Source organism: Parafrankia sp. FMc2 (genome assembly GCF_041008525.1).
In the GTDB taxonomy this organism is placed as follows: Bacteria; Actinomycetota; Actinomycetes; order Frankiales; family Frankiaceae; genus Parafrankia.
The window spans coordinates 1-662 of record NZ_JBFLUG010000493.1 but is presented as its reverse complement, the minus strand read 5'-3'; the positions used below and the strand labels follow the sequence as shown (position 1 = coordinate 662).

1 pseudogene is annotated in these 662 nt (G+C 68.6%); it reads right to left on the bottom strand.

The features are described 5' to 3' along the window. Positions 1-620: pseudogene (locus AB1460_RS38105) on the bottom strand (IS5 family transposase); the annotation flags it as partial. Positions 621-662 lie beyond the last annotated feature (42 nt).

Here is a 662-nt window from a genome sequence, read left to right as displayed (position 1 = left end):
TCGCCCTTCCGGACGATCTCGACAGTGGTCTTCGCGACGGTGGCGGCCCAGGTGACGAACCGGCCGGCGAACCCGCCGTCGGCGAACAGGAAACGGCAGGTCGGGGTGGTGAAGTAGTGGTCGACCAGCAGCTGACGGGCTCCGTCGCGGTCCTGCCGGCTGGCAGGGACGACCAGCACGCCCAGCAGCAGACCGAGGGTGTCCACGATGATGAACCGCTTGCGGCCGTTGACCTTCTTCCCCGCGTCGTAGCCGCGGGTCGGAGTGGTCACCGTGGCAGCGCCCTTCACCGACTGGGAGTCGACCACCCCGGCGGTCGGGGCCACGCTACGGCTCTCGGCCTGGCGGACCTCACCGCGCAGCCTGTCGTGGACCGTGATGGTGATGCCTTTGTTCTTCCACCGCTCGAAGAACCCGTAGACCGTCTTCCACGGAGGGAAGTCCGCTGGCAGGGCCCGCCACACGACGCCGTTGTGGGTCACGTAGAGGATCGCGTCCACGATGTCACGCCGGTCGTGCTTCTCGGGCCGGCCGTCCTTCGACACCGGGGGCAGCAGCGGCTGCACGTAGGCCCACTCCGCGTCGGTGAGATCCGAGGGATACCGAGGAGAACGTGCCATCCTCACGGCCTACCAGCCCCACCGGCAACCCGAAACCTCCCC